14 protein-coding genes are annotated in these 19,754 nt (G+C 67.0%); 5 read left to right on the top strand and 9 right to left on the bottom strand.

Annotated elements, in window-relative coordinates; all coding sequences use genetic code 11:
- Positions 1 to 118 precede the first annotated feature (118 nt).
- Entirely contained in the window at positions 119 to 637 is a 519-nt protein-coding gene (escR, locus tag HMPREF2581_RS30000; RefSeq protein ID WP_003141571.1) for a TetR/AcrR family transcriptional regulator EscR, read from the top strand.
- 50 nt (positions 638 to 687) lie between these two features.
- Here the strand turns inward: escR and oprJ are convergent, their stop codons facing one another.
- The 3 genes from oprJ to mexC are packed head-to-tail and all read right to left on the bottom strand — an operon-like array spanning position 688 to position 6,455.
- Positions 688 to 2,127, bottom strand: coding sequence for a multidrug efflux transporter outer membrane subunit OprJ (gene oprJ, locus HMPREF2581_RS29995; protein WP_003116284.1), 1,440 nt, complete (start codon positions 2,125 to 2,127; stop codon positions 688 to 690).
- A gap of 5 nt (positions 2,128 to 2,132) precedes the next feature.
- Positions 2,133 to 5,264 carry a multidrug efflux RND transporter permease subunit MexD gene (gene mexD / locus HMPREF2581_RS29990; protein ID WP_003141572.1) on the bottom strand — a complete coding sequence of 1,044 codons (3,132 nt, stop codon included), beginning with the start codon at positions 5,262 to 5,264 and terminating at the stop codon, positions 2,133 to 2,135.
- Between the two features lie 27 nt (positions 5,265 to 5,291).
- Complete coding sequence (gene mexC, locus HMPREF2581_RS29985; RefSeq protein ID WP_003141574.1) at positions 5,292 to 6,455, bottom strand: multidrug efflux RND transporter periplasmic adaptor subunit MexC; 1,164 nt, start codon at positions 6,453 to 6,455, stop codon at positions 5,292 to 5,294.
- Positions 6,456 to 6,615: 160 nt separating this feature from the next.
- Here mexC and nfxB point away from each other — a divergent pair, with 160 nt between their 5' ends.
- The 3 genes from nfxB to glyA all read left to right on the top strand — a co-directional run bounded on the left by nfxB (position 6,616) and on the right by glyA (position 13,046).
- Complete coding sequence (gene nfxB / locus HMPREF2581_RS29980) at positions 6,616 to 7,179, top strand: efflux pump transcriptional repressor NfxB (RefSeq protein WP_009316251.1); 564 nt, start codon at positions 6,616 to 6,618, stop codon at positions 7,177 to 7,179.
- A 243-nt stretch (positions 7,180 to 7,422) separates the two neighbouring features.
- A complete protein-coding gene (gene morA / locus HMPREF2581_RS29975; protein ID WP_011666766.1) occupies positions 7,423 to 11,670 on the top strand; it encodes a cyclic di-GMP receptor MorA in 4,248 nt (1,415 codons plus the stop codon).
- Positions 11,671 to 11,792: 122 nt separating this feature from the next.
- On the top strand, positions 11,793 to 13,046 hold the full coding sequence (gene glyA / locus HMPREF2581_RS29970) for a serine hydroxymethyltransferase (RefSeq protein WP_003141578.1): 1,254 nt from the start codon (positions 11,793 to 11,795) through the stop codon (positions 13,044 to 13,046).
- Positions 13,047 to 13,123: 77 nt separating this feature from the next.
- Here the strand turns inward: glyA and HMPREF2581_RS29965 are convergent, their stop codons facing one another.
- The 5 genes from HMPREF2581_RS29965 to HMPREF2581_RS29945 all read right to left on the bottom strand — a co-directional run bounded on the left by HMPREF2581_RS29965 (position 13,124) and on the right by HMPREF2581_RS29945 (position 17,741).
- On the bottom strand, positions 13,124 to 13,504 hold the full coding sequence (locus tag HMPREF2581_RS29965) for a hypothetical protein (protein WP_003141580.1): 381 nt from the start codon (positions 13,502 to 13,504) through the stop codon (positions 13,124 to 13,126).
- Positions 13,505 to 13,514: 10 nt separating this feature from the next.
- Positions 13,515 to 14,519: a GTPase gene (yjiA, locus tag HMPREF2581_RS29960; protein WP_003141582.1), complete on the bottom strand. Its 1,005-nt coding sequence runs from the start codon at positions 14,517 to 14,519 to the stop codon at positions 13,515 to 13,517.
- A gap of 59 nt (positions 14,520 to 14,578) precedes the next feature.
- Positions 14,579 to 14,782 carry a YbdD/YjiX family protein gene (locus HMPREF2581_RS29955; protein WP_003094856.1) on the bottom strand — a complete coding sequence of 68 codons (204 nt, stop codon included), beginning with the start codon at positions 14,780 to 14,782 and terminating at the stop codon, positions 14,579 to 14,581.
- Positions 14,783 to 14,830: 48 nt separating this feature from the next.
- Positions 14,831 to 16,897 carry a carbon starvation CstA family protein gene (locus HMPREF2581_RS29950; RefSeq protein ID WP_003141584.1) on the bottom strand — a complete coding sequence of 689 codons (2,067 nt, stop codon included), beginning with the start codon at positions 16,895 to 16,897 and terminating at the stop codon, positions 14,831 to 14,833.
- Between the two features lie 337 nt (positions 16,898 to 17,234).
- Positions 17,235 to 17,741, bottom strand: coding sequence for a DUF3015 domain-containing protein (locus tag HMPREF2581_RS29945; protein ID WP_003094862.1), 507 nt, complete (start codon positions 17,739 to 17,741; stop codon positions 17,235 to 17,237).
- 202 nt (positions 17,742 to 17,943) lie between these two features.
- Here HMPREF2581_RS29945 and mapZ point away from each other — a divergent pair, with 202 nt between their 5' ends.
- A complete protein-coding gene (gene mapZ / locus HMPREF2581_RS29940; RefSeq protein ID WP_003094864.1) occupies positions 17,944 to 18,321 on the top strand; it encodes a cyclic di-GMP-binding protein MapZ in 378 nt (125 codons plus the stop codon).
- Between the two features lie 6 nt (positions 18,322 to 18,327).
- Here mapZ and radA read toward each other — a convergent pair whose 3' ends face one another.
- Positions 18,328 to 19,689, bottom strand: coding sequence for a DNA repair protein RadA (gene radA / locus HMPREF2581_RS29935; protein ID WP_003094867.1), 1,362 nt, complete (start codon positions 19,687 to 19,689; stop codon positions 18,328 to 18,330).
- Positions 19,690 to 19,754 lie beyond the last annotated feature (65 nt).

The raw sequence follows: 19,754 nt of genomic DNA, 5'->3' as shown, positions 1-19,754 counted from the left end.
AATGACACTCGCTCCCAGATCCGCCCAGCTACCCGACTCCCCGCACAGGGACAGTCTCGACCCAGCGCCAACCCCGTCGTCTCAGGACCAGCGTCTGCTCAAGGCCCTGGCCACCGCGATGGTCAATCATCCGCGCGCCACCATGGGAGAACTGGCGGAACTGGCAGGAGTGAGCAGGGCAACCCTGAACCGTCATTGCGGTACCCGCGAAGGTCTCAAGCAGCGCCTGGAAAGCCATGCCAGGAGTACCCTCGAACGCCTCACCCACAGCGCCGCCCTGCAGCGCCTGGAGCCGCGGGAAGCGCTACGCGAGCTGATCCGGGAACACCTCGCCCAGCGCGACCTGCTGGCGCTGCTGATGTTCGAGCAGAACCCGGGACGCCAGGCCGGGCATGGGGACGCCAGTTGGCAGTCCTATGTCGAAGCCCTGGACGCCTTCTTCCTGCGCGGCCAACAGAAGCGTGTGTTCCGTATCGATATCAGCGCGGCGACCTTCAGCGAACTCTTCATCGTCCTGATCTACGGCATGGTCGATGCCGAGCGCCGCGGTCGCGCGGCCAGCGCCGGGTTGTCCGCCACGCTGGAGGAGCTGTTCCTGCGTGGCGCGTCGAACCCCGCACAACCTGCCAGCCCTTGAGCGGGCGGCAGTTGCCACCCGCTAGCACCGTTTCCCACACGTTTACCCGCTCAACTCCTGCCGCCTCGATGTACCACCAGGCTCCGTCCCTCGTCCCAGCCTCCGCCGAGCGCGCGGAACAGGTCGACCAGGGCGATCTGCCGCTGGGTGCTGCCGTCGATGAAGGCGATCTCGTTGAGGAAGCTGCTGCGCTGCGCATCGAGGTAGCGCAGGTGGTTGTCGACGCCACTCTCGTAGCGTGCCTTGGCCAGCTTCAGGGCTTCGTTGCTGCTGTTCGCCAGGGCGCGCAGGGCCTTCTCTTCGCGACGCAGGGTATCACTGGCCGCCAGGGCGTCGGCGACCTCGCGGAAAGCGGTCTGGATGGTCCCCTCGTAGGCGGCCACCGCCGAATCTTTGCGCGCCTCGGCCAGGCTCAGGTTGGCACGGTTGCGCCCGCCATCGAAGATCGGCAGCGTCAGCGTCGGCAGGAAGCTCCAGGAGCGCGAGCCGCCATCGAACAGGCCGGACATTTCCGCGCTGGAGGTGCCGAAGCTGCCGGTCAGGCTGATGCGTGGGAAGAACGCCGCGCGCGCCGCGCCGATATCCGCGTTGCGCGCCCGCAAACGATGTTCGGCGGCAAGGATGTCGGGGCGTCGCTCGATCAGCTCGGACGGCGTGCCGGGAGCGATGTCCTGCAACAGCTTCGGCCGCTGCCCCGGACTCCGCGGAATCGCCTGCGCGGCATCGTCGCTGCCCAGCAGCAACACCAGCGCGTTGAATGCCTGCTGTTTCTGCCGCAGGTTGCGCTCCTGCTCGGCGCGCGCCTGCTCCACCAGGCCAAGGGCTTCCTGGTAGTCCAGCGCGGTGGCGGCGCCGGCCGCGCGGCGCTGGTCGATCAGGGCGAAGGAATACTCGCGGCTGACCAGGGTCTGACGGGTCAGCGCCAGGCGCCGCAGGGCGCCGTCGTAGCTCAGGTAGGCCTGGCTGACCTCGGCGACCAGGGCGATCCGTGCCGCGCGCGCTGCCTCCTCGCTGGCCAGGTACTGTTGCAGGGCTGCGTCGGTCAGGCTCTTGACCCGACCGAAGAGGTCCAGTTCGTACTCCGGCAGGGCCAGCCCGACCTGGTAGCTGCTGGCCACTTCCGAGCGATTGCCGGCGGACAGGTCGGCCGGCTGCCGCTGGCGGTTGCCGGTGGCAGCGGCATTCAGGCCCGGAACCCGGTCGGCGCGCTGGATGCGGTACTGCGCGCGGGCCGCCTCGATATCCAGGAGGGTCTGGCGCAGCGAGCGGTTGTTATCCAGGGCCACGCCCACCAGGCGGCGTAGTTCGGCATCGACGATGAAACTCTTCCAGTCCAGCGTGTCGATCGCCGCGCCCTGGCGCTGGGCGGCGGCGCCGCTCCAGCTGTCGGCCACCGGCGCGGCGGGACGTTCGTAGGTCGGCGCCATGGAGCAGGCGCCGAGGGTCAGGGCGATCAGCAACGCCGATACGCCGAATGCAGGTTTGCGCATCTCGCTCACTCCCCGGCCGTAGCGGCCTGTTCGATGGGCGCCGGCCTGCTGCGCAGCAGCGACAGCAGCCAGACGAAACAGATGGGTACGAACAGCACGCCGAGGAACGTGGCGCTGAGCATCCCGCCGATCACTCCGGTGCCGATGGCGCGCTGGCTCGCCGCGCCGGCGCCGCTGGCCAGGGCCAGGGGTACCACGCCGAGGATGAACGCCATGGAAGTCATGATGATCGGTCGGAAGCGCAGGCGCGCGGCCTCGATGGCGGCGTCGCGCAGGCTGTGCCCCTGCTCCCAGAGTTCCTTGGCGAACTCGACGATGAGGATCGCGTTCTTCGCCGAAAGACCGATGATGGTGATCAGGCCGACCTTGAAATACACGTCGTTGGACATACCCGCGACCATTACCGCGAGCACCGCGCCGATGGCGCCGATCGGCACGATCAGCATCACCGACAGCGGGATCGACCAGCTCTCGTAGAGCGCCACCAGCAACAGGAAGACCACCAGGATGGCGAGGGCGAACAGGCTGGTGGCCTGCCCGGCGGAGACCTTCTCCTGATAGGACAGGCCGGTCCACTCGTAGCCGATGCCGGCCGGCAGTTGCGCGGCCAGGCGCTCCATTTCCGCCATGGCTTCGCCGGTGCTGAAGCCGGGCGCGGCGTCACCGACGATGCGGATCGACGGGTAGCCGTTGTAGCGCACCAATTGCACCGGTCCCTCTTCCCATTTCACGCTGACGAAGGCGCTGAGCGGTACCAGGTTGCCAGCAGCGTTAGGCACGTATAGCTCGAGCACGCTTTCCGGGGTCATCCGGTTGCCCTGTTCGGCCTGGATCACCACCCGCTGTTGGCGCCCCGCATTGGTGAAGTCATTGATCACCTCCGAGCCGAAGGCGGCGGACAGCGTGCCGCTGATGGTCTCGAAGCTCACCCCCAGGGCGCGGGCCTTCTCCCGGTCGATCAACAGGCGCAGTTGCGGCGCTTCGGCCAGGCCTTCCATCATCGCGTAGAGGAATTTCGGGTTGGTCTGGACCTCGCCGAGCAAGGTATCGCGGGCCTGCAACAAGGCCTCGCGGCCGACGCCACCGCGGTCCATCAGGCGTAGGGCGAAACCGCCGGAGTTGCCCAGGCCGTCGATCGGTGGCGGCGACACGGCCATGATGGTGCCGTCGTCGGGCAGCGCGAAATGCTCGTTCAGCGCGGCGATCTCGGCGGCGGCCGACTGCTCGGCGCCTCGCTCGGACCAGTCCTTGAAGGTCGGGAAGGCCAGCGCGGCATTGTCGCCCTGGCCGGAGAAGCTGAAGCCCGAGATCAGGAACACCGAAGCCACCGCCTCGCGGGACTTGAGGAAGCGCTCGAGTTCCTCGCCGGTGGCATCGGTGCGCACGCGCGAAGCGCCAGGCGGCAGTTGCACGTCGACCACCATGTAGCCGAGGTCTTCCGCCGGCACGAAGGCTTCCGGCAGGCGCAGGTAGAAGTAGCCAAGCATGGCCACCAGGCCGGCGTACACCAGCATGAAGCGTCCGGCGCGCGCCACCAGCTTCGAGTTGAGCAGCGAATAGCGCTCGGTGACGCGGGCGAAGCCACGGTTGAAGGCGCCGAAGAAGCCGCGCTTCTCGTGGTGCCCTTCGGGAATGGGCTTGAGCAGCGTGGCGCACAGCGCCGGGGTGAAGGTCAGGGCGAGGAAGCCGGAGAACAGGATCGAGACCGCCAGCGACACCGAGAACTGCTGGTAGATCACCCCCACCGAACCGGCCATGAAAGCCAGCGGCAGGAACACCGCCGAGAGCACCAGGGTGATGCCGACGATGGCGCCGGACACCTGCTTCATCGCCTTGACCGTGGCCTCGGCCGGGGAAATCCCCTCCTCCGCCATGATCCGCTCGACGTTCTCCACCACCACGATGGCGTCGTCCACCAGGATGCCGATCGCCAGGACCATGCCGAACATGGTCATCATGTTCACCGAGAACCCCAGCAGGTACATCACCATCAGCGTACCCAGCAGGCACACCGGCACCACGATGGACGGGATCAGGGTGTAGCGGACGTTCTGCAGGAACAGGAACATCACCAGGAACACCAGGACCATCGCTTCGATCAGGGTGTGGATCACCTTCTCGATGGCCACGTCGACGAAGCGCGAAGTGTCGTAGGGCACGCTGTACTGCATGTCCTCGGGGAAGAACGCCGACAGTTCGGCGAGACGCTGTTTCACCAGGGTAGCGGTCTGGATCGCGTTGGCCCCGGGCGACAGCTGGATCGCCCCGCCCACGGTGGGCGTGCCGTTCAGCCGCGAGGAGATGTTGTAGCTCTCCTTGCCGAGTTCCAGGCGCGCGACATCGGCGAGCCGGACCAGCGAGCCGTCCTGGTTGGCGCGCAGCACCACCTGGCCGAACTCCTGCGGATCGTCCAGGGTGCCCTTCACCGCCAGGGTCGCCGTCAGCTCCTGCGCGGAACTGCCCGGCGCGCTGCCGAAGGCGCCGGCCGGCACCTGCACGTTCTGCCCGCGGATGGCATTGCTCACGTCGTCGATGGAGAGGCCGAAGCCCACCAGCTTCTGCGGATCGATCCAGACCCGCATGGCCGCCTCGGAAGAGAAGAATTGCAGCTTGCCGACGCCCGGCAGGCGCCGCAGCTCGTTGTTGATATTGCGCGCGGCATAGTCGCCGAGGGTGGTGGTGTCGCTGCGCTGAGCGCCTTCCTTGTAGCTGAGCGCATAGATCAGCAGGAAACCGGCGCTGGTCTGCTCGACCTGCAGGCCCTGGGTCAGCACCGCCTGCGGCATGCGCGCCTCGGCTTTCTTCAGGCGGTTCTGCACGTCCACCTGGGCCAGGTCCGGATCGGTGCCCGGCTCGAAGGTGACGACGATCTCGGCGCTGCCGTTGGAGTTGTTGGTCGACTCGAAGTAGAGCAGGCCCTTGGCGCCGTTCAGCGACTCCTCGAGCACACTGGTGACGGAGTCCACCAGCACCTTCGCCGAGGCGCCGGGATAGGTGGCGGTGATGGTGATCTGTGGCGGCGCGACATTGGGGTACTGCGCTACCGGCAATTTGGAAATGACCAGCAGGCCGGCCAGGGAGATGAACAGGGCCACCACCCAGGCGAAGTTCGGCCGCTTGATGAAGAATTCGGACATCGGAAAATCCTCGGGGCGAACCCGCCCTTACTGTTGCGGCACGGACGACTGGGCTTGCGTCTGGGCACCATCCGGCTTCGGCACGATCTTCACCCCCGGCTGCACCGCAGCCAGGCCGCCGACTATGACCCGGTCACCCGGCTCCAGGCCCTCGGTGATCTGCCAGCGCGACCCCTGCATGACGCCGGTACCGACGCTGCGCGCCTCGGCGCGCTCGTCGGCGCCCACCACCATCACCTGGGCGCTGCCGTCGCTGGAGCGGCGCACGGCCCGTTGCGGCACCAGGATCGCCTGGTTGTCGATGCCCTGGGGCGTACGTACGCGCACGTACATGCCCGGCAGCAGGACCCCGTCGGGGTTGGCGAACTTGCCGCGCAGGGCGATCTGGCCGGTGCCGCGATCCACCGCCACGTCGGCGAACTGCAACGCGCCCTGGCGCTCGTAGGGCGTCCCTTCGACGCGCAGGGTCAGCGCCTGGCTGTCGCCGGCGGCCAAGGTGCCTTTCTTCAGGGCGTCGCGCAGGCGCAGGGCCTCGGCCGCGGTCTGGGTGAAATCCGCATAGATCGGATCGAGCTGCTGGATGCGCGCCATCAGCGTCGCCTCGCCCTGCCCGACCAGCGCGCCCTCGGTCACCAGCGCGCGGCCGATGCGCCCGGAGATCGGCGCAGTGACCGAGGCGTAGCCGAGGTTCAGGCGCGCGGTCTCCAGGTCGGCCTGGGCCGAGCGGGTCGCCGCCTCGGCGCTGCGCAGGTCGGCGGTGGCGGTATCGAAGTCCTGCTGACTGACCGCCTGGATCTTCACCAGCGGCTCGTAGCGGCGCACCCGCGCCTGCGCCTCGAACAGCACCGCGCGGTTCCGCGCCAGCTCACCCTCGGCGCGCGACACCGCAGCCTTCAGCGGTGCCGGATCGATCTGGAACAGCAGGTCGCCAGCCTTGACGTCGGCGCCCTCCTCGAAGCGCTTCTGCACGACGATGCCGGCCACCCGCGCGCGCACCTCGGCGACCCGCACCGGTTCGATCCGCCCAGGCAGTTCCGAACTCAGCGCCAGGGACTCGGCCTGCACCGTCAGGACCTCCACCGGCAACACCATTTCGGCGGCCTCCTGTCGCTCTTCCGCCGGCCCACAACCTGCCAACGCGATGGCCATAGCCAACGCCCCGATCCTTCCTATTGCACGCAAATCAGCCATGACACACCCGACCGTTGATTGAAAACGGATCGAATGGTACTTTTTCGAGCTAATTGAGTCAATATTGTCTCAAATGATCTTTTGACAGCTAATTCCTTTGGACGCGAGGCCAGTTTTCTGCACAATGCGCACAATCAGAAAAACCAACCGGGACCCATCGATGACCCTGATTTCCCATGACGAGCGACTCATCAAGGCGCTGGCAGTCGCCATCGTCGACCACCCGCGAGCGACGCTGAAAGAACTGGCCGAGGCGGCCGGCGTAAGCAAGGCCACCCTGCACCGCTTCTGCGGCACGCGGGACAACCTGGTGCAGATGCTCGAGGGCCACGGAGAGACCGTACTGAACCAGATCATCCAGGCCTGCGACCTGGAGCATGCCGAGCCTCTGGAGGCGTTGCAGCGCCTGATCAAGGAACACCTCACCCACCGCGAGCTGCTGGTATTCCTGGTATTCCAGTACCGCCCGGACTTCCTCGACCCGCACGGCGAAGGCGCACGCTGGCAGTCCTACCTGGAAGCGCTGGACGCCTTCTTCCTGCGCGGACAGCAGAAAGGCGTGTTTCGCATCGACATCACGGCAGCCGTGTTCACCGAACTGTTCATCACCCTGGTCTACGGCATGGTCGATGCGGAACGTCGCGGACGGGCGGCCAGCTCCAATTCCGCGCATACCCTGGAGCAGATGTTCCTCCACGGCGCCTCCAATCCGGCGCGCTCCTGACCCTCACGCCCGCGGCGGCGCCCCTCTCGTCGCCGCATGGCACGGTCCGATCCGCATGCCGTCGACTTCGGCCGCCCGGAGGCCTGCTCGACACACGGGAAGATCAGTCGTCACGGGCCCTGCGACAAAGTGCCTCGACAGCCGGAAAGGACCGTGACGCTCGTCGGCGATACTGGCACTTGGCCTTGCTTCCGGGCATCCTAACTGTCTACCGAATCACACCTCCCCCAGGAATTCCGGTCAGTGTCGACCCCCTCGCTAACCCCGTCGCCGCCTCCCGCCGGCGACCCACTGACCGTACCCGACCGACCGGCAGCCAAGGCTGGCCTGCTGTTGCTGGTCCTGTTGATGCTCGGCCTGCTGCTCTGGCAGATGAGCCAGGAGCTGCGCCAGCAGGAACGCTTCGAACACGAGCGGGCCGCGGCCCAGCTCGATCGTCTCAACGACCGCCTGTCCCTGACCCTCGAACTCAAGGCGCGCACCGCCCTCGCCCTGCTCCCGGGCATGCCCCCCAGCGAGCGTGGCGAGATCCAGGGCAGGCTGTTGCCGCGCATCAGCGATGCGCTGCCGCAGGTTCGCCAGTTGCAATGGGTGGACAGCGCCCCGCAGACGGGCAGCCCGTCGCCGGAAACGACGCTGCCCGAGCAGTTGCGCCAGCACGCCGGCTCCGGCCTCTACCACTATTGCCTCGACCCGCGCGACGGCGAATCCCTCTACCTGACCCTGCGCGAACCCGGCAGCCGCCGCGACAGCGGCTTCTGGCTGTTGCACCTGGCCAGCGACAGCCTCGCCCAGTGGAGTCCCGACCTGCCCACCGGCAACCTGCTCTGGCGCCTGGAAGACCAATACGCCGGACGGGTGCTCTGGCATACCCCAGGGAGTACGGCGCTGCTCGACGACATGCAGACCCTCGGCGTGGAACCGCTGCGCAACAGCGACTGGCAGCTTCGCGGGCTCTACGACAGCACCCGGGTGCGGCTCGGCCTGCTGCCGGGAATCGGCGGCGAGCTGGCGATCTTCCTCCTGCTGGTCGGCGTCACCGTGTACATGCTGCTGCGCCTGCACCGCGAGCAGCAAGGCCTGCGCGCCATGACCCTGGCCTCGCAGCGCAGCCTGCGCCAGGCGGCCACGGCACTGGCGGCGATCGACGAGCGAGTGCTGGTGACCCGCGCCGACGGCCGCCTCAGCTACCTCAATCCCCAGGCCGAACGCCTCTTCGGCATCAGTTCGGCCCAGGCCCGCCAGCATCACCTGCTGGGCCTGCTGCCGGACCTCGAGCCAGGCTGGCTGACGGACGCCGGTGGCGACGGCGAGACCCGTAGCGAGCTGCTGCCGCTGCGGGTGCGCGGCGAGCCGCGGACGTTCACCCTCAGCCGCCATCCGCTGGCCAGCTATCCGGCGCTCGCCGACCAGGCCTGGACCCTCCGCGAGCAGATCCTCCAGGGCGGGCAGGTCTGGGTGTTGCGCGACGTCACCGAGGAACAGCACGCCCTCGGCGTCCTGGAGGAAACCCGGCGGCGCTACCAGGACATCTTCGAAGGGGTCGGCGTGGCCCTCTGCGTGCTCGACCTCTCCGCCCTGCGCCAGGCTCTGGTGGAACAAGGCCTGGACAGCTGCGCCGCACTGCGCGCCTGGCTCGCCGGCGAACCCGGGCGGCAGCAGGCGCTGCTGGAGCGGATCCGCATCACCGAGATCAACGATGTCAGTCGCCGCCTGCTGCAGATCGAGTCCACCGAACAGGCCTGGCAGCGCTTGCTCGACCACGGCCCGCTACAACCGGACAGCCTGCGCCTGCAGGTGATCGAGGCGCTCATCGAACGCCGGCCGGTACTCGAACTGGAAGCCACGCTGCGCTGCGGCAAGAGCACGCCGCGGCACCTGTGGTTGCAACTGCGCCTGCCGGAAAACCCCGGCGAATGGCATGCGGTGACCCTCAGCCTGTCCGACGTCACCAGTCGCAAGGAAGTCGAACTGTCGCTGATCGAGCGCGAGAAGTTCTGGTCGGACGCGGTCCAGGCGGTGCCCGATACCCTCTACATCCACGACCTGCACGCGCGCCGGGTGATCTTCAGCAACCATCACCTGGGCCAGCAACTGGGCTACAACCAGGAAGAACTGGCGCGGATGGGCGAGAACTTCTGGGAAACCCTGCTGCACCCCGACGACCAGGAATACTACTGGCGCATCCGCAACCTGCAGCACGTGGTCGGCGACGGCCTGCTGCTCGACAGCCAGCTGCGCTGGCGCCACCGCGACGGCCGCTGGCACTGGTTCGACATCCGCGAGCAGGCCTTCAGCCGCGACCGCAGCGGTCGCGTGGCGCGCCTGATCGGCGTGGCCAAGGACATCACCTTCACCGTCGAGGCGAACAACGCGCTGCGCGAGAACGGCCGACGCTACCGCATGCTGGCGGAAAACATCAGCGACGTGATCTTCTCCACCGACGCCGAACTCAACGCCAGCTACGTCAGCCCCTCGGTACAGCACGTGTTCGGCTACAGCCCGGAATGGGCGCTGCTCAACGGCCTCCACCAGACCGCCACCAACCCGCGCCAGCTCGGCCGCCTGAACGGCCTGCTGCGCCGCGTGCGGCACGCCATCGGCGACCGCCAGAAGCTCGCCGAGCTGCGGGAAAACCCTGGCCAGCATCTGTTCGCCCTCGACTGCCTGCGCGCCGACGGACGCAAGATTCCCATCGAACTGCGGATCGTCCTGATGTGGGACGAGCACGACCGCTTCGAAGGCCTGCTCGGCATCGCCCGCGACATCAGCCAGCAGCGCCGCGCCGAACGCGAGCTGCGGATGGCGGCGACGGTATTCGAACACTCCACGGCGGCGATCATGGTCACCGACCCGGCCGGCTACATCGTCCAGGTCAACGATTCCTTCTCGCGCCTGACCGGCTACAGCCCGGCCGACGTGCTCGACCAGCAGCCGCGCCTGCTCACCGCCGACCGCCAGGAAGCCAACCAGCTCAAGCACGTGCTCGCCAGCCTGCAGCACAGCGGCAGCTGGGAAGGCGAGATCCTGCAGAAGCGCAAGACCGGCGAACTCTATCCGTCCTGGGTCGGCATCACCGCGGTGCGCGACGAGGAAGGCGACCTGGTCAGCTTCGTCTGCTTCTTCAGCGACATCAGCGAGCGCAAGGCCAGCGAGCGGCGCATCCACCGCCTGGCCTACTACGACGCCCTCACCCACCTGCCCAACCGCACGCTGTTCCAGGACCGTCTGCATACCGCCCTGCAGCAGGCCGAACGCAACGGCCAGTGGGTGGTGCTGATGTTCCTCGACCTCGACCGCTTCAAGCCGATCAACGACTCCCTCGGCCACGCCGCCGGCGACCGCATGCTGCAGGAAGTGGCGACCCGCCTGAGCGCCTGCGTCAGCCAGGACGATACCGTGGCGCGCATGGGTGGCGACGAATTCACCCTGCTGCTGCCTTCCCAGGGCGACCGCGAGATCGCCCTGAAGCGGGCGATCCAGGTCGCCGAACTGATCCTCGGCCGTCTGGCCCGGCCGTTCACCCTGGAAGGCCGTGAATTCTTCGTCACCGCCAGCATCGGCGTGGCCTTGTCGCCTCAGGACGGCGCCGAACTGAGCCTGCTGATGAAGAACGCCGACACGGCGATGTACCACGCCAAGGAGATGGGCAAGAACAACTTCCAGTTCTACCAGGCCGAGATGAACGCCCGCGCCCTGGAGCGCCTGGAACTGGAAAGCGACCTGCGCCGCGCCCTGGAACTGGGCGAGTTCGTCCTCCACTACCAGCCGCAGTTCACCGGCGACGGCCGCCGCCTGACCGGCGCCGAGGCCCTGCTGCGCTGGCAGCATCCGCGCCGCGGACTGGTTCCGCCGAGCGAGTTCATTCCGGTGCTGGAGGAGATCGGCCTGGTGGCCCAGGTCGGCGACTGGCTGCTGGCGGAAGCCTGCAAGCAGTTGCGCAGCTGGCACAAGGCCAAGGTGCGGGTGCCGAAGGTCTCGGTGAACCTCTCGGCGCGGCAATTCGCCGATGGCCAGTTGGGCGAGCGGATCGCCGCGATCCTCTACGAGACAGGCATCCCGCCGGCCTGCCTGGAGCTGGAACTGACCGAAAGCATCCTGATGAGCGACGTCGCCGAGGCCATGCAGATCCTCTCCGGGCTCAAGCGCCTCGGCCTGGCCATCGCGGTGGACGACTTCGGTACCGGCTACTCCTCGCTGAACTACCTCAAGCAGTTCCCCATCGACGTGCTGAAGATCGACCGCAGCTTCGTCGACGGCCTGCCCCACGGCGAACAGGACGCGCAGATCGCCCGGGCGATCATTGCCATGGCCCACAGCCTGAATCTGATGGTGATCGCCGAGGGCGTGGAGAGCCAGGCCCAGCTGGACTTCCTTCGCGAGCACGGCTGCGACGAGGTGCAAGGCTACCTGTTCGGCCGGCCGATGCCCGCCGAGCAGTTCGGCATGCTCTACGCCAGCGACGTGCTGTTCATGTTCAACGAGGGCTGAGCCGCCGTGCGGCGCGCTTGAGCGCCGCTTGTCCGCGACATGATGGCCTTTCATGTGCCAGCACCCGCCGCATGGGTTAGAATGCGCGCCTTTTCCCAGCACCGATCCTTATGAGGACCGCCATGTTCAGCCGTGATTTGACCCTCGCCCGCTACGATGCCGAACTCTTTGCCGCGATGGAGCAGGAAGCCCAGCGCCAGGAAGAGCACATCGAGCTGATCGCCTCCGAGAACTACACCAGCCCGGCGGTGATGGAAGCCCAGGGTTCGGTGCTGACCAACAAGTACGCCGAAGGTTATCCGCACAAGCGCTACTACGGCGGCTGCGAGTACGTCGATATCGTCGAGCAACTGGCCATCGACCGCGCCAAGCAACTGTTCGGCGCCGATTACGCCAACGTCCAGCCGCACGCCGGCTCCCAGGCCAACGCCGCGGTCTACCTGGCCCTGCTGTCGGCCGGCGACACCATCCTCGGCATGAGCCTGGCCCACGGCGGCCACCTGACCCACGGCGCCAGCGTCTCCTCCTCCGGCAAGCTGTACAACGCCGTGCAGTACGGCATCGACGCCAATGGCCTGATCGACTACGACGAAGTCGAGCGCCTGGCCGTGGAGCATAAGCCGAAGATGATCGTCGCCGGCTTCTCCGCCTATTCCCAGGTCCTCGATTTCGCCCGCTTCCGCGCCATCGCCGACAAGGTCGGCGCCTACCTGTTCGTCGACATGGCCCACGTCGCCGGCCTGGTCGCCGCTGGCGTCTACCCGAACCCGGTGCCGTTCGCCGACGTGGTCACCACCACCACCCACAAGACCCTGCGCGGTCCGCGCGGTGGCCTGATCCTGGCGCGCGCCAACGAGGAGATCGAGAAGAAGCTCAACTCCGCGGTATTCCCCGGCGCCCAGGGCGGTCCGCTGGAGCACGTGATCGCGGCCAAGGCGGTGTGCTTCAAGGAAGCCCTGCAGCCGGAGTTCAAGACCTACCAGCAGCAGGTCCTGAAGAACGCCCAGACCATGGCCCAGGTCTTCCTCGACCGCGGTTTCGACGTGGTTTCCGGCGGCACCCAGAACCACCTGTTCCTGCTCTCCCTGATCAAGCAGGACATCACCGGCAAAGACGCCGACGCCGCCCTCGGCCGCGCGTTCATCACCGTGAACAAGAACTCGGTCCCGAACGACCCGCGCTCGCCGTTCGTCACCTCCGGCCTGCGCATCGGTACCCCGGCCGTGACCACCCGCGGCTTCAAGGAAGCCGAGTGCCGCGAGCTGGCCGGCTGGATCTGCGACATCCTCGAGAACATGGGCGACGAGTCCGTGGTCAACGGCGTACGCGAGAAGGTCAAGGCGATCTGCGCCAAGTTCCCGGTCTACGGCAACTAAGCGACAAGGCAAGACGAAAGAGCCCGGCAAATGCCGGGCTTTTTCATTTCCTCCGAGGAAGGAGGCGCCGGGTAGCGTTATCGCCGGTCCTCGACATGGATCACCGCCAAGGCCTCGGCATCCTCGCCCCGCCGGGAGCGGCCGTGCATGCCGACGAGCAGCTCGCCGGCGTCCTCCTCCAGTTCCTCGCGAGGGACGAAGGTAAGGATGTCCGGGTGATGCCCGGTCACCACCCAGCCGCGGCCGTTGTCCAGGGTGATCACGCCGAAGTCGCCCGCCGGCGTGCCGACCTGTACCGCTCCCCACTCGGCCAGCAATGCCCGCGCCTGGGCCGCGAGGTCCGGCTCCGGCTGCGTGAGGATCACGCAAGTGCCCTGGGCGAACAGCACCCAGGATTTGTCCGCGCCACGGATGCACTCCCGCCAGGCGCCGATCAATGCGTCCCTGTCCATTTCCACGCTCCTCGCCTCAGCGGCCTTCGACGATGCGCTCGAAGCCCTCGCGGATACTGTCCTCCGGCAGGTTGTCGCCGATGAACACGATCACACTCTCGCGCGCCTCGTCGTCCCGCCACTCGCTATCCCAGTCGAAGCCGTAGAGTCGCAGCACGCCCTGGAACACCAGGCGACGCGGCTCGTCGGCGATGTTCAGCACGCCCTTGTAGCGCAGCAGGGAATTGCCATGCCACTGCAACAGGTCATCCATGAACTCGCTCAGCCTTTCGAGATCGAGCGGCGTGTCGCTGCGCAGTACCAGGGTGCCGATGCGATCGCTGCTGTCCTTGGCTGCCACCGCTCGCAGCGGGCGCAGGCCGATGCCAGGACCGAGGTCGGCGTTGAGGTTGAAGCCACGTACGTCGAGCAGGTGCGCCAGGTCGATGCGACCGTGCTCGACCACATGCACCAGCGCCCTCCGGTTGATCCGTTGCAGGCGCTGGCCCAGGGCCTCGAAGGTGGCGGCGTCGACCAGGTCGGTCTTGCTCACCAGGATGCGGTCGGCAAAGCCGACCTGGGCCTGGGCGATGGTTTCCTGCAGGTGACGCTCGGCGTTGGCGGCGTCCACCAGGGTGATGATGCCGTCCAGCACGTAGCGCTGGCAGAGTTCCTCGTCGGCGAAGAAGGTCTGCGCCACCGGCGCCGGATCGGCCAGGCCGGTGCACTCGATCACCAGGCGGTCGAAGTCGATTTCGCCGTTGTCGCGGCGCTCCAGCAGGAGGAACAGGGCCTTTTCCAGGTCGGTGTTGATCGAGCAGCAGACGCAGCCGTTGGACAACGTCATCACCTGCACCGGCTCGACGCCGAGCAACTGGCCGTCGATCGGTGTCTCGCTGTACTCGTTCTCGATCACCGCGATCTTCATGCCGTGCTCGGCCTGCAGCAGGTACTTGAGCAGGGTGGTCTTGCCGGCGCCGAGGAAGCCGGTGAGCACGGTGACGGGGATCGGGGCGTGGTTGTCGTTGGCTACTTCGGACATGCGCAACTTCCAGAAAAGACGCGGGCCACGTCAGACGTGGCCCGCGGAAGGATGGGGATTCAGCAGCAGCGGATCGGCCGACCCTTGCCGCCACCGTAGCGCGCCTCCTGGCGCTCGCGGAAGAACTCCTCGTAGGTCATCACCGGCTTGTCCGGGTGCTTGTTGCGCATGTGCTCGACATAGGTGTCGTAGTCGGGCATGCCGACCAGCATCCGGGCGGCCTGGCCCAGGTATTTGCCCATGCGGCTGAGGTCGTTGAACATGGCGAGTTCCTCGTTAAGGCTCCCCGGCGAACCGGGGAGCGCGGCCGGTCAGGCGTCGGGAATGGGCTCGAACGGGGTTTCCTTGTCGGTCCGCTCGCTCTTGCCCCAGGCCGCGATGCCGACCTTGATGGCGTAGAACAGTACGCTGAACACCACCAGCAGGAACAGCACGGTCAGACCGGCGTTGATGTAGGCGTTCAGCACCACGTGCTGCATCTGGCCGATATCCTTGGCCGGCGCCAGCACCTGGCCAGCATCCAGCGCGGTGGCGTACTTCTCGCCAAGGGCGACGAAGCCGACCGCCGGGTTGCTGTCGAAGATCTTGATCAGGCCCGCGGTGGTGGTGCAGATCAGCAGCCAGGCCGCCGGCAGGATGGTGACCCAGACATACTGCTGGCGCTTCATCTTGATCAGGACCACGGTGGCGAGCATCAGCGCGATGCCGGCGAGCATCTGGTTGGAAATGCCGAACAGCGGCCACAGGGTATTGATCCCACCCAGCGGGTCGACCACGCCCTGGTACAGCAGCCAGCCCCACAGCGCCACGCAGCCGCCGGTGCCGATGATGTTGGCGGTCCACGACTCGGTCTTCTTCAGCGCCGGCACGAAGTTGCCCAGCAGGTCCTGCAGCATGAAGCGCCCGGCACGGGTGCCGGCGTCCACCGCGGTGAGGATGAACAAGGCCTCGAAGAGGATCGCGAAGTGGTACCAGAAGGCCATGGTGTTCTCGCCCGGCAGCACCTGGTGGAGGATGTGCGCGATCCCCACCGCCAGGGTCGGCGCGCCGCCGGCACGGGCCAGGATGGTGGTCTCGCCGATGTCCTGGGCGGTCTGGGTGAGTTGCTCCGGCGTGATGGCGAAGCCCCAGCTGCTGACGGTCGCGGCCACCGCGTTGACGTCGGCGCCGACCACCGCCGGCGGGCTGTTCATGGCGAAGTAGATGCCCGGCTCGATCACCGAGGCGGCGACCATCGCCATGATCGCCACGAAGGACTCCATCAGCATGCCGCCGTAGCCGATGTAGCGGGCGTCGGGCTCGCGGTTGAGCAGCTTCGGCGTGGTCCCCGAGGAGATCAGCGCGTGGAAGCCGGACACCGCGCCGCAGGCGATGGTGATGAACAGGAACGGGAACAGGCTGCCTTTCCAGACCGGGCCGGTGCCGTCGGTGAACTGGGTCAGGGCCGGCATCTTCAGATCCGGCATGACGATCAGGATGCCGATCGCCAGGCCGATGATGGTGCCGATCTTGAGGAAGGTCGACAGGTAGTCGCGCGGCGCCAGCAGCAGCCACACCGGCAGTACCGAGGCGACGGCGCCGTAGCCGATCAGCATCCAGGTGATCTGGATTCCACTGAAGGTGAAATGCGGCGCCCATTCCGGACTGGCCGCGACCTGCCCGCCGAGCCAGATCGAACCGAGCAGGAGGAACACCCCGATGATCGAGATCTCGCCGATCCGGCCGGGGCGGATGAAGCGCATGTAGACGCCCATGAACAGCGCGATGGGAATGGTCGCGAGGACGGTGAACATGCCCCAGGGGCTGTCGGCCAGAGCCTTCACCACGATCAGCGCGAGCACCGCGAGGATGATGATCATGATCAGGAAGGCGCCGAACAGCGCGATGGTCCCGGCCACCTGGCCCATTTCCTCGCGCACCAGCTCGCCCAGCGAGCGGCCGTTGCGGCGGCTGGAGATGAACAGGACCATGAAGTCCTGCACCGCGCCGGCGAGGACTACGCCGGCGATCAGCCAGAGGGTGCCGGGCAGGTAGCCCATCTGCGCGGCAAGGACCGGACCGACCAGCGGACCGGCGCCGGCGATGGCGGCGAAGTGGTGGCCGAAGAGGATGTGCTTGTTGGTCGGGACGTAGTCCAGGCCATCGTTGTTGAGTACCGCGGGAGTGGCGCGGTTGGGGTCCAGTTGCATCACCTTGCTGGCGATGAACAGGCTGTAGTAACGGTAGGCGACCAGGTAGATGGCCACCGCCGCCACCACGATCCACAAGGCGTTGATCGCTTCGCCACGACGCAGGGCGACGACGCCCAGGGCCGCGGCGCCCACGATCGCCACCACCAGCCAGGCGAGGTGACGTAGCAGGCTATTGTTATTGTTCATAGTGTTTGGCTTCCGACAGATGGAGGGCGCAGTTCTGCAGCGAAAATTCTAGCCGCGAACCGACCAGGGGTCATACGACCTTAGTCTAGAGCGGTTACCGCACGATGGCGGTAGGCGCAATGTCGCAGGAATCCGCCGGAAAAGTCCATGGCCGACAAGGGCCGGCCAGGCGAAAACACTTCGGCGCGGCCTTGCCCTCTCCGTAGGAAGCGCCCTGGGAAAACGCCGTATGCCCAAGCCGCTCGTCTGCCGTGGCAACGGAGGCGGCAACCTCCGGCGGGCAGGCCGCGCACACGAAAAAGCCCGCCGTAGCGGGCTCTTTCCTGGGCCTGAAATCTCAGGCCGGTTGCTTGGCGTAGCGCGCCAGGGTGCCGTCGCGACTCATCACCGCCAGGGTGTTGCTCAGGACCTGCTCGCCCGTCGCATCCTTGCTCGCGAAGATCTCGCCGAAATGCTGCTGGGTGACCTGGGCGAAGTGCGCCCGGTCCTTGGCTTCCACGCCGAGCAGCACGGCATAGGCGTCGAGCGCTTCGCCCTGGCCCTTGGCCATGTCCTCGGCGATGTTGTCGAGCATCCCGTTCATGGCGAAGATCGAGCGGCCGCCGTAGCCCAGGCGTGCATTGGTGTTGCAACCGTTGGTCCCGGAGGTCATGCCGAAGGTGGCGTTGCCCGAGGTACCGTTGGTGGTGGTGGCCAGCAGGTGCGGGAACAGGCCGCGCTGGCCCTCGAACACCATGTTGCCCCAACCACAGCCATTACCGCCTGCCGCGTCGGCGTGTGCCGTCATGCTGCCCAGGCTCAGCAGCCCCAGAACCAACCCCTTGCTCAAAAGTCGCTTGTCCATGTCTGCGCTCCGCAGTTGTATTTTGGAGAAAAACGCTTTAGCAGCTTTGGCGAGACTTGACGAACTGTCAAACTCGGACACATGCCGCCGATCCAGCCGCACAGGCGGGGACGGACGGCACCGCCGATCGAATTCCGCCACTTCCCCGCCGGCATGGCTTGGCTATAGTGGTATCCAGCAGCGCGCACCGAGGGATCGCGACATGAGTGACCAGCACGACGAACGTCGACGTTTCCACCGGATCGCCTTCGACGCCGACAGCGAGATCCTCCAGGGCGAACGGCGCTGGGAGGTCTTGCTCCACGACGTCTCCCTGCACGGCATCCTGGTCGGCCAGCCGCAGGACTGGAACGGCGACCCGCAACGGCCCTTCGAGGCCCGCCTGTACCTGGGCCTGGATGTACTGATCCGCATGGAGATCAGCCTGGCCTGGGCTCGCGACGGCCTGCTCGGCTTCGAATGCCAGCACATCGACCTCGACTCCATCAGCCACCTGCGCCGCCTGGTGGAACTGAACCTGGGCGACGAGGAACTCCTCGAGCGCGAGCTGGCCCTGCTGGTCAGCGCCCACGACGACTGAGGCGGGTCACTCGAAGAGGGCGTCCAGGGCCTGCTCGAGGCGCGTCACGGCGATCACCTGCAATCCCGCCGGCGCCTCCTTCGGCGCGTTGCCGAGGGGTACGATGGCACGCTTGAAACCATGCTTGCCGGCTTCCTTCAGGCGCTCCTGGCCGCTCGGCACCGGACGCACCTCGCCGGACAGCCCGACCTCGCCGAACACCAGCAGGTCGTGCGGCAGCGGGCGGTTGCGCAAGCTGGACATCACCGCCGCCATCAACGCCAGGTCGGAGGCGGTTTCCAGCACCTTGACCCCACCCACCACGTTGAGGAACACGTCCTGGTCGTAGGTCGGGATACCGCCGTGCCGGTGCAGCACCGCCAGCAGCATCGCCAGGCGGTTCTGGTCGAGGCCCAGGGTCACCCGCCGCGGATTCGCCAGGTGACTGGTGTCGACCAGCGCCTGGACCTCCACCAGCATCGGCCGCGAGCCTTCCCAGGTGGCCATCACCACGCTGCCGGGCACCGCTTCCTGGGCCCGCGTGAGGAAGATCGCCGAAGGGTTGCTCACTTCCTTCAGGCCTTTGTCGGTCATGCCGAACACTCCCAGTTCGTTGACCGCGCCGAAGCGGTTCTTCACTGCCCGCAGCAGGCGCAGGCGGCCGTCTGACTCGCCTTCGAAATACAGTACGGTGTCGACCATGTGTTCGAGCACCCGCGGGCCGGCCAGGGCGCCTTCCTTGGTCACGTGGCCGACCAGGAAGATCGCCGTGCCGCTCTGCTTGGCATAGCGCACCAGCATCGCGGCGCTCTCGCGGACCTGGGCGACGCCGCCCGGCGCCGATTGCAACTGCTCGGTGAAGATGGTCTGGATCGAGTCGATCACCATCACCCGCGGCTGCTCCTGGCGCGCGGTGGCGATGATGGTCTCGATGCTGGTCTCGGTCATCACCTTGAGCTTGTCTTCCGGCAACGACAGGCGCCGCGCGCGCATCGCCACCTGCTGCTGGGATTCCTCGCCGGTGACGTACAGCGCCGGGACGCGGCTGGCCAGGTTGCAAAGGGTCTGCAGGAGAATGGTCGACTTGCCGATGCCGGGATCGCCGCCGATCAGCACCACCGAACCGTCCACCAGGCCGCCGCCGAGAACCCGGTCCAGTTCGGTGGAACCGGTCGTGAAGCGCGGCATCTCCTCGACGCTGACCTCCGCCAGGGTCTTCAGGTTGGCCTGCTGGCCGGCCCAGCCGCCGCGCCCGGAGCCGCTCGGCGCGGCCTCGACGACGGTCTCCACCAGGGTGTTCCAGGCCCCGCAATCCGCACACTGGCCGGCCCATTTCGGGAAGGTCGCGCCACACTCGGTGCAGCCGTACATGCGCTTGGCCTTGGCCATGGGAACTCCTCTCGCGGGCAAAGCGCAGATGATAGCCGCTGGCTTGATTCCGATCAGCCTCGATC

Origin of the sequence: Pseudomonas sp. HMSC057H01 (genome assembly GCF_001836405.1) — a bacterium.
Lineage (GTDB): Bacteria > Pseudomonadota > Gammaproteobacteria > Pseudomonadales > Pseudomonadaceae > Pseudomonas > Pseudomonas aeruginosa.
The sequence above is the reverse complement of the archived record's forward strand: the minus strand, read 5'-3'. Positions and strand labels throughout refer to the sequence as shown.